General features: G+C 40.1%; 8 protein-coding genes. 2 read left to right on the top strand and 6 right to left on the bottom strand.

Annotated elements, in window-relative coordinates; all coding sequences use genetic code 11:
• Nucleotides 1-9: 9 nt before the first annotated feature.
• Genes mdcD through V7659_RS29610 form a run of 6 tightly spaced genes read right to left on the bottom strand, consistent with a single transcriptional unit; the run spans nt 10 to nt 6,063 of the window.
• Nucleotides 10-1,704, bottom strand: a complete 1,695-nt coding sequence (gene mdcD / locus V7659_RS29635; protein WP_335543619.1) for a biotin-independent malonate decarboxylase subunit beta — start codon at nt 1,702-1,704, stop codon at nt 10-12.
• The gene (locus tag V7659_RS29630) at nt 1,694-1,993 is read right to left on the bottom strand and encodes a malonate decarboxylase subunit delta (protein ID WP_335543618.1); all 300 of its coding nucleotides are present in this window, start codon (nt 1,991-1,993) and stop codon (nt 1,694-1,696) included. Before V7659_RS29630 ends, mdcD begins: the two co-directional genes overlap by 11 nt.
• 26 nt (nt 1,994-2,019) lie before the next feature.
• Nucleotides 2,020-2,844: a triphosphoribosyl-dephospho-CoA synthase gene (locus V7659_RS29625; RefSeq protein ID WP_335543617.1), complete on the bottom strand. Its 825-nt coding sequence runs from the start codon at nt 2,842-2,844 to the stop codon at nt 2,020-2,022.
• A 1-nt stretch (nt 2,845) separates the two neighbouring features.
• A complete protein-coding gene (mdcA, locus tag V7659_RS29620; RefSeq protein ID WP_335543616.1) occupies nt 2,846-4,492 on the bottom strand; it encodes a malonate decarboxylase subunit alpha in 1,647 nt (548 codons plus the stop codon).
• A complete protein-coding gene (locus V7659_RS29615) occupies nt 4,489-5,409 on the bottom strand; it encodes an ACP S-malonyltransferase (RefSeq protein WP_335543615.1) in 921 nt (306 codons plus the stop codon). Before V7659_RS29615 ends, mdcA begins: the two co-directional genes overlap by 4 nt.
• A gap of 6 nt (nt 5,410-5,415) precedes the next feature.
• Nucleotides 5,416-6,063 (bottom strand): GntR family transcriptional regulator, encoded by a 648-nt coding sequence (locus V7659_RS29610; RefSeq protein ID WP_335543614.1) that lies wholly within the window; start codon nt 6,061-6,063, stop codon nt 5,416-5,418.
• 304 nt (nt 6,064-6,367) lie between these two features.
• Between V7659_RS29610 and madL the strand changes: the two genes are divergently transcribed.
• Together madL and madM are read left to right on the top strand one after the other, a co-directional pair.
• Nucleotides 6,368-6,784, top strand: coding sequence for a malonate transporter subunit MadL (gene madL, locus V7659_RS29605; RefSeq protein ID WP_335543613.1), 417 nt, complete (start codon nt 6,368-6,370; stop codon nt 6,782-6,784).
• A gap of 14 nt (nt 6,785-6,798) precedes the next feature.
• Nucleotides 6,799-7,563, top strand: coding sequence for a malonate transporter subunit MadM (madM, locus tag V7659_RS29600; protein WP_335543612.1), 765 nt, complete (start codon nt 6,799-6,801; stop codon nt 7,561-7,563).
• The last annotated feature ends 994 nt before the right edge of the window (nt 7,564-8,557 follow it).

The raw sequence follows: 8,557 nt of genomic DNA, 5'->3' as shown, positions 1-8,557 counted from the left end.
CTGTTATTTCTATAAGATCATGTGGTCGAATTTCCATTGTTCTTTCAACAGCTCCCTAACCTTGATTGTTGCAGCACGTCCCCCAGCTAATGCTTCTTTTGTCGTTAGCCGGAAACTTAAATCTGTAACAGTACCCTTCGTGCTATTAATCGCTTCCACCAAAGTTTGTTCGATTTCTTCAATATCTTGCTCTGTTGGTTGATCAGGATTAATATTTGAAACCAGTTTGTATAATGCACCTAATGTACTATAGCCCCGAACATCATATGCCATTGCAGGTACCTTTTTCGTCGCTTCCTCCAGTTCTGCAATGGTACGTTTTGTAATTCTGGCAGCAGATGCTTTTGACATCGCTTGAATAGTAATTTTTTCATCGTCTAATGCAATAAGCCGATTCGACTGCAGCCCATGCGCCAAAAAGCCGCCTGAAATAGCGTTCCCTACAATCAACCCAATAACAGGATGTCCTTTTTGCCGCGCTGTTGCATAAGCGTCTGCACTTGCTGCCAACGCTAAGTTAATCCCAATCAATTCTTCCTTATAGCCATAGGCTTGACTTGGAACATCAATAATAGCAATAATCGGGCGTTTAATCTCTTTGTTTTCATCTTGTTGAATAGCATCCCGTACAACTTGAGCAACAGTCCATCCTTCCAACAGTCCTACTTCCCCATTACGTACACGAGGAAATTTATTATTTGGATCTGGAACAATGGAAATATATCGGCACAATTGACCATTCTTTTCAATATCTGCAGCTAATACCGATGGGACAGAACTTGTCGGGTGAACGATACCTGTAAGATAGGAGAACCATTTATATCCTCTGCTATTTGAAGAAACTGAATGCCCTTCTCCCGCCATCGGAACAGCTTGTTGAACCGGCTGAAGCTGTTTATAATAGGCCGTATACTTTTCTGGTGTCCATTCTAAGGATAAATCGATGTCATTTAATAAGGTTTGATAGAAATCAATTTGTTCAGTTTTGGCTGGATTTGCTTTAGCTGTTAAGACGGAATCAATGGTATGAATAATGACTTCCGTATCATCTTCCACCACTGCATCTACTAATCCTGTTTTAAGCCGCTGATTCGATCCGATTGTATTCCAAATTAAAGTTTGGTCACTTGAATCAAATTCCATTACACCCGCTTCTTGTTCAATTACTTCTGGACCATTTAGTCCTAAACGCGCTTTATTAGTGGCAATTAAAGTGGTAAATAGCCCGGCTGTAATGGACATACCACCAAAAGCACCTACCCGGCCGGGAATAATTCCAACGACTGGAACATAGTTTCGCAGTGCCACAATTTGATTGCCAATTTCAGAAATAGAAAGCAAGCCATAATTTGCTTCCTGTAAACGGACACCACCCGTATCAAATATCATAATTGGATAAATGGTTTTACCTTGTTTATTTTCTTCAAGAACCAATTCAAGTGAGGCTGAGATTTTTGCTCCACTAACTTCTCCGATACCCCCGCCTTGAAAAGCACCTTCCATCGAAATGATGAGAACATTTTTCGTGTTGATTTGACCAATAGCTACGATAATGCCATCATCACTCTGGGGAACGATTCCTTGGGGTTCTAAGTGTGGTGATTCCAATCTATCTAATGGACCAAGCAGTTCCCGAAAGGTCCCTTTGTCAAGTAACGCTTTTGCCCATTCACGTCCATTCAATTCTACAAAACTATTCAGCATGGTCAAGCACCTCCAATGCTTGGGTTAACCTTAACGAAACCACACCTGGTGTAGCGCCAAAATCATGTATGGTTATTTTTGCGGTAATTGGATATCTGTTGAAGAAACGGGTTAACACATTTTTCCATATCCCCCCAAATCCATCACTACCTGTTAGGATACTGATTTCTGTTTTGTTTCCTTGTATCGGTTCAAGGATAATTTCTAAATCCCCCGACCCAACGACACCTATATGTGCTGCTTTCTCAATAGGTTGTGAAGTTGTATACTCAAATTGCAGCTTTTCCATTCCAGTGCACCTCCGAAATTTTACTATTAACTTATTAAAAAGAAAGTGGCAGCCAATAAGTCCGCACTTCCCCCTGGAGAGAGTCTACTAAATTCACAGTATTTCGTTAAACGATCAAAAGTCTTTCTGCCTCTAATCGTTTCAAAACCATCCCACAACAAAAACTCTTTTGCCAATCGCTTAATTTCTAATAAATCGGACCATTTTCCTCGGTGCAAAATGCATGTATCATCTACTGAGGCCATTAGTGCAAGCAGTGATTCAATACGAGCTTCTTGCTCAGACTTGCCTGCCTTTCTTGCTCTAAGCAAAGCGGGTAATCCTGCGGTTTGTATTGTAGGAAAACCTTGTTGTGCTTCCTCTTTCGCGCTCATGATCCGGTATTTTTTCTTAACTTCCTGTCCATTTGTCTTAAGTGCCGGTTCATATCGATCCTTGAAAGAGGCAATCTCGCCAGCAGTCTCCATGATTTTATATGGATCATTTTCTTCTGGAAAGACAGCTCTTGCACTTGTCAATAATCCGATTGCCCAAATAGCTCCCTTATGCGTATTGACTCCCCCTGTAGCCAAAAGCATCTCGCTTTCCCCTTGTCGTCCGATAAAAGCAATTTTCTCACGCAGCTCTTGATTGACAGGGTGAAGATAAGAAACGTTTGCTATTTCTCTGAATGTTGTTTCTAATGCTTGGGCGGATTGCAGCATGAGTTCAATGGACATATCGGAATGGGATCCACTATTACCTGCATCTACTAATCCTGGCTTGGGTGTCAGAAGGGCTTCATCTATTAATGCTTTTACCGCTTTTGATGCTAACTCCTTTCCATTGGTTGCTTGATTAAGCGTGAGCATTTTAAGACCAGCTCCTGAATTTGGAAGTAGGTTCATACAAACCATCTGACCATTTCACTAAGTCGCTAATGGATTGTGCTGCAAGCAGAGAACGTTTTGCTTGTACCCTTGAAATACCAAGATCCTCCGGATAAGCGACAATTCCTTTTTCACGTAATTTCTTTACTTCTTTTTCATTACTTTCCATTCCAAAAGGTGTAACCCCTGCAATGGCTGACAGTGCTTTTTTCCGCTCGTCAAGACCTTCTGCTTTATAAAGATAAGCAATCCCCTCTTCTGTTACAACATGTGTCACATCATCCCCATAAATCATAACAGGTGCGATGGCAAGTCCAGCTTCATTACGAACTTTAATAGCATCTAATTTTTCTACAAATACTGGCTTTTTATTTGCACCAAATGTTTCAACCATTTGAACAACTAATTTTTTGCCTTTTGAAAGTTCATGCGGATTATCAATCATATCCAGCCAAGCTGCTGTTGAATGCCTGCGTCCACGCGGATCATGACCCATGTTTGGTGCCCCGCCAAAACCTGAGAGACGGCCGGCTGTAACCGTAGAAGAGTTCCCTTCCCGATCCATTTGAAGTGTGGAGCCAATAAACATATCAACAGCAAATTGTCCTGCGACTTGGGAAAGTGCCCGGTTGGAACGCATGGAACCATCTTTACCTACAAAAAATATATCCGGACGGGCCGCGATATATTTTTCCATTCCTACTTCACCGCCAAAGCTATGAATACTTTCTACCCATCCACATTCAATGGCCGGGATCAATGTGGGATGAGGATTTAAGGTCCAGTGCTTCGCGATTTTTCCTTTTAAACCAAGCTGTTCACCGTATGTAGGTAATAAAAGTTCAATGGCAGCGGTGTTAAATCCAATTCCATGATTGAGTGACTGTACTTGATGCTTTCCATAGATTCCTTTAATGGCCATCATTCCCATCAGGATCTGTAATTCCGTAATATTCTGGGGATCACGAGTAAAAAGTGCCTCTAGCACATACGGTTTGTCTGCTTTCACCACAACATCTACCCATGAAGCCGGAATATCAACTCGAGGCAGTTCATCCACGATTTCATTCACCTGAACAATCACGATTCCGTCTTTAAATGCAGCCGCCTCAACAATTGTTGGTGTTTCTTCTGTATTGTTCCCTGTATATAAGTTTCCATCTTTATCTGCTTTGTCTGCAGCAACCAATGCAACATCTGGAATTAAATCAACAAATAGACGGCCAAATAATTCCAAGTAAGTATGAATATCTCCTAATTTCAAGGTGCCATCTTCAACCATTTGTGCAACCCGTAAACTTTGTGAACCACAATATGAAAAATCAATTCGTTCAGCAATTCCTCTTTCAAAAATATCCAAATGTTCTGGTCTAGAAATACTGGACATAATCATATGCAATTCATGTACTTTGGATGGATTCACCTCTAATAGTTTTTGAGATAAAAAGGAAGCTTGTTTTTGGTTATCTCCCTCTAAAACTACCTTTGAACCCGGCTCGATAAGCGCTTCCATTACTTCAACAATGCGTGAGGTGTCGATGAATTTTCTATCCAGCAGGCTGTTAATTCTTTCTAATTTTTCTAATTTCCGATCACGTTTCTGTGTCCATGAGCGTGTTATTTTTTTCATTCATCTTGCTCCTTCCATTTTTTTATTAGGTATTGCGTCGCTTCCAAACCAACCTCATCAACAACGATTTGACGAGTCGTTTCATGTGCCTGCTTAACAAGATTGGAGAGAACATGACCTGGCGGCATTTCAATAAAACAATCTGCTCCAGATTCCACACACACTTCTGTCATGTCATTCCAGCGAACAGGATAAGCAACATTTAGTGCCAGATCTTCGGAAATTTTATTCTTTTCTCTTAACATTCTCCCAGTACGATTGGCCAGATAAGGAATATTGGCATCATTTAGGGGTACTTTGTTGATTAAATCCAGCAGTTCTTCTGAAAGTTCAGCCATCAAAGGGGAATGAGAAGGAATAGGAACCTGCAATATTGTTGTCTTCCGAGCTCCAAATTGTTGGGCAAACTGAAAGGCTTTTTCAATCCCCTGCCAAGAACCTGATACTGCAATTTGCTGTTCAGCATTAATATTGGAAAGGTGAACAGGGAATTGTACATTAAAAGCAAGGCCAACCGCTTTTTTAACTTCTCTTTCAGTCAGACCGCAAATAGCGCCCATTCCATAACCTTCGGGATATGCTTCATCCATTCGTTTTGCTCGATGCCATACTATTTTGAGTGCATCTTCAAATGTAAGTACACCTGCTATGACAGCAGCTGCAAAAGCGCCAATGGAGTGGCCGGCAACAAATTGAGGATAGACATTTTTCTCGATTAATCGCTCGGCCACCGCTACTCCTTTTAAAAAAAGCGCCAGTTGAATCCAGATTGTAGATTGAAATGCCTTTTCATCATCTAGTATAGGTGCGCCGATGATCCTTTCCGCCTTTTTCACATAATGTGTGACATCCTGAAGCATTCCCGGTATTTGTGCTCCTTGGCCGGGAAATGTAAAAACAATTTTCAACTTTCCCACCGCCTTTTATTGAGCTAACTTTCTTTGAATACTTGAAATAACATCTTGGTTATGGGAGGTTAAAAGCTTAGCAGCTTCTGCTATATTGCCCTTTGTTAAAAAGTCAATTAACATTTCGTGTTCATATACTGATTTTTCAATGTTTCCTTGACTAGCGAACGAAAGACTCTGGATCCTAAGCAGAGGCCAACCCAAGCGAGAATACATCGTTTTAATGGTTTCACTTTTACTCATTTCTACAAGTTTCATATGAAAGGAGTGATTTAATTCGGTATATTGATGAACATCAGTAATATCCTTCATTTCTTTTAAAATAGCAGCCATTTTTTGAAGGCATCCCTGATCAATCCCGTTTCTCCGAATCCGTTCGATGGCCATCGTTTCAAGCATATTACGTATTTCAAGAAGGTCATAAATTTCATTGTCCGTATAGTCCTTTACAACCGCTCCTTTCCGCGGGATTCTTTCCACAAGTCCTTCAATTGACAGTAAATAAATTGCCTCCCTTACTGGAGCGCGGCTTGTTCCATACTCCTCTGCATAAATATGTTCGATCAGTTTATCCCCCGGTCCTAACTCTCCCTTTATGATTTGCTCGGTTATATGTTCGGCGATATGATTGGATAGCGCATTTTGAGTAAATTTAGATTTCATGATCCATTCCCCTTCACTGAAAAATTTGGTCGACTGTCGATTTTTAATAATTATAACTCAGCAATTTGGATGATTCAATATTTTTAGAAAATTTAAAAAATAAATTGACACTTTGTTTCCACTCGTTTTATTATGGATTCTAGGAATACAGTCGACTGTTGATTCTTATTTTGCAAACGCTTACCCAACACATAGGAATTCAATCCCCCATCTTAGTCTAGACCGGCATTTGGTTTGTTTTTCTCTCAGCATTACAGAATTTGTCCCATTAGTCTAAAACAAAAAATCGAAAAGGAGATGTTTTATGGTCATTTATGGTGTTGCTTTATTATCCTTTGCCTATTTAGCAGGCCAAATCTTGGGAGATCTGTTAGGAAAGCTAATTGGGGTTAAGGCCAACGTTGGTGGTGTAGGGATCTCCATTTTTCTGCTACTCCTGCTTATTGAATACTCAATTAAGAAAGGGAAGTTAGATATCAAGTCACAGGAGGGCTTGAAGTTCTGGGGAGCTATGTATATTCCAATTGTTGTCGCCATGGCTGCACAGCAAAACGTAATAGCAGCGGTAAAAGGAGGGCCATTAGCCTTGCTTGCTGGGGTTATTACCGTGATCATTATGTTTTTACTTATTCCGCTTTTAGATAAAGTAGGAAAAAAGGAAGATAGTAATGATTTAGAAGAAGAACTAATGGAACCTAATTTGAAGTTAAAAGCAAAATAATAGGGGGGAAATAAATGCTTGAAGTGTTTTTTAATTCATTGAAGAATAACGGTCTTATTACAGCATTTGCGGTTATTGGAATTACGATGTACATTTCCCATTTTATTTCGAGCAGGTTTACCAGAGGCAGAGTGCATGGTTCCGCTATTGCTATTATAATCGGGCTAGTCCTTGCTTATTTAGGCGGGCTAAGTACCGGCGGCGAAAAAGGTCTTGCTGATATTTCATTATTCTCAGGGATAGGCTTAATGGGTGGGGGCATGCTCCGTGATTTTGCCATTGTTGCCACTGTTTTTGGAGCAAGGTTAGAGGAATTAAAAAAAGTCGGTTTAATTGGCCTGATTTCTCTCTTGGTCGGTACTGTCGTTCCTTTCATTGTCGGGGTTACCGTAGCTTTAGTCTTTGGTTACAATGATCCAGTCAGCTTAACAACCATTGGAGCTGGTGCCATTACTTATATTGTTGGACCTGTTACCGGGGCAGCGATTGGTGCAAATTCTACGGTAATGGCCCTTAGTATTGCAGCAGGGGTAATTAAATCCATTACCGTGATGCTTACGACACCGTATATGGCAAAGTTTGTGGGCCTTACCAATCCCAGAACCGCTGTTATTTTTGGCGGAGCCATGGGAACTGCCAGCGGTGTTGCCGGTGGACTAGCTGCAACAAATCCTAAATTGGTGCCTTATGGTGCAATGGGAGCAACGTTTCACACAGGTATAGGATGTCTGTTATGTCCATCCGTGTTGTTCCTGGCAACTAAGTTCATATTTGGATAACCTCTTTTCATTCCATTTTTTGAAAGAGGTAAAAAGGCTCGAATCATTGGAAGCATAGGAATGCCCCTTTCTCACAAGGATGCCATGTTAAATCTAATATATTGTTTAAACATTCAGATTCATAAATTAGTTAATGAGCGAATTAATGGATGGCTAAGTGTACGCATATTCCGGTTGTTTAACAGCTCCTTAGGTGTACGGCAAGGATTCCTTCTTTTTTGAGCCAATCACAAAAAGTGTTAAATGCAAAGTTGTTTACTTTCAAAAGTGTTAAGCTGCATATTTCGTTGAAACATGCGGCAGTTTCAAAAAATAGTTGTTTACTATATTAATGGATAATGTACAACCCTCCTATGACTGGGAGGGAATTTTTTTATTTCTTTTATATCTTAATGCAAACTATATAAGCTGACGAAAAGGTAATTGGAATAAATAATAACTCCGAAGGAATTTTTTTCAGCCACTTTTAAAGCTTCTATTGTATCTTCTGCTGTTTTCATTGGTTTAAACCGCTCATGATTGGAGTATCAATTGGCTTCTCCAGATAACACCAACGCAGAAACGCTATCATTGTTCTTATACGAATGTTTACTGTTGTTGGTTGAAGCCCCTTATCATTCAACATGGAATCACCCCAATCAAGAAACACCTCAAGTGTCATTTGCTCCCTTGAAAAGTTTTCACCAAGATAATCCATTAAACATTTAAAGTGTATTCCATTTTCCTCAATAGTTCAGATGTTAAACCCTCAGACTGTTAAAACCACATAAACCGCCCAAACAGCTCACACATTGTGGCTTTCAGTGACCGGTCCTGTTGTTATAACTCTTCCAAGCCTCCTCACACTTTTACGCATACAAAAAACCTCCAAATATAATAATTTGAAGGTTCTGACATACACAGTTTCATTTTACCGTACTCACACAGTTTCGTTCAAAATGAACAAAAGACTGTGGAGGTAAGATATTATGTAATTGATTGAAATCTTTAATAT

The sequence above is a fragment of the Neobacillus drentensis genome (genome assembly GCF_036966985.1).
GTDB lineage: Bacteria > Bacillota > Bacilli > Bacillales > Cytobacillaceae > Neobacillus > Neobacillus drentensis_E.
This window is presented reverse-complemented; position numbering and strand designations above follow the sequence as displayed.

Bases quoted from the DNA above. Each gene is read 5' to 3' on its own strand.
- mdcD (WP_335543619.1), bottom strand. From the start codon at position 1,704: ATGCTGAATAGTTTTGTAGAATTGAATGGACGTGAATGGGCAAAAGCG.
- V7659_RS29630 (WP_335543618.1), bottom strand. From the start codon at position 1,993: ATGGAAAAGCTGCAATTTGAGTATACAACTTCACAACCTATTGAGAAA.
- V7659_RS29625 (WP_335543617.1), bottom strand. From the start codon at position 2,844: ATGCTCACGCTTAATCAAGCAACCAATGGAAAGGAGTTAGCATCAAAA.
- mdcA (WP_335543616.1), bottom strand. From the start codon at position 4,492: ATGAAAAAAATAACACGCTCATGGACACAGAAACGTGATCGGAAATTA.
- V7659_RS29610 (WP_335543614.1), bottom strand. From the start codon at position 6,063: ATGAAATCTAAATTTACTCAAAATGCGCTATCCAATCATATCGCCGAA.
- madL (WP_335543613.1), top strand. From the start codon at position 6,368: ATGGTCATTTATGGTGTTGCTTTATTATCCTTTGCCTATTTAGCAGGC.
- madM (WP_335543612.1), top strand. From the start codon at position 6,799: ATGCTTGAAGTGTTTTTTAATTCATTGAAGAATAACGGTCTTATTACA.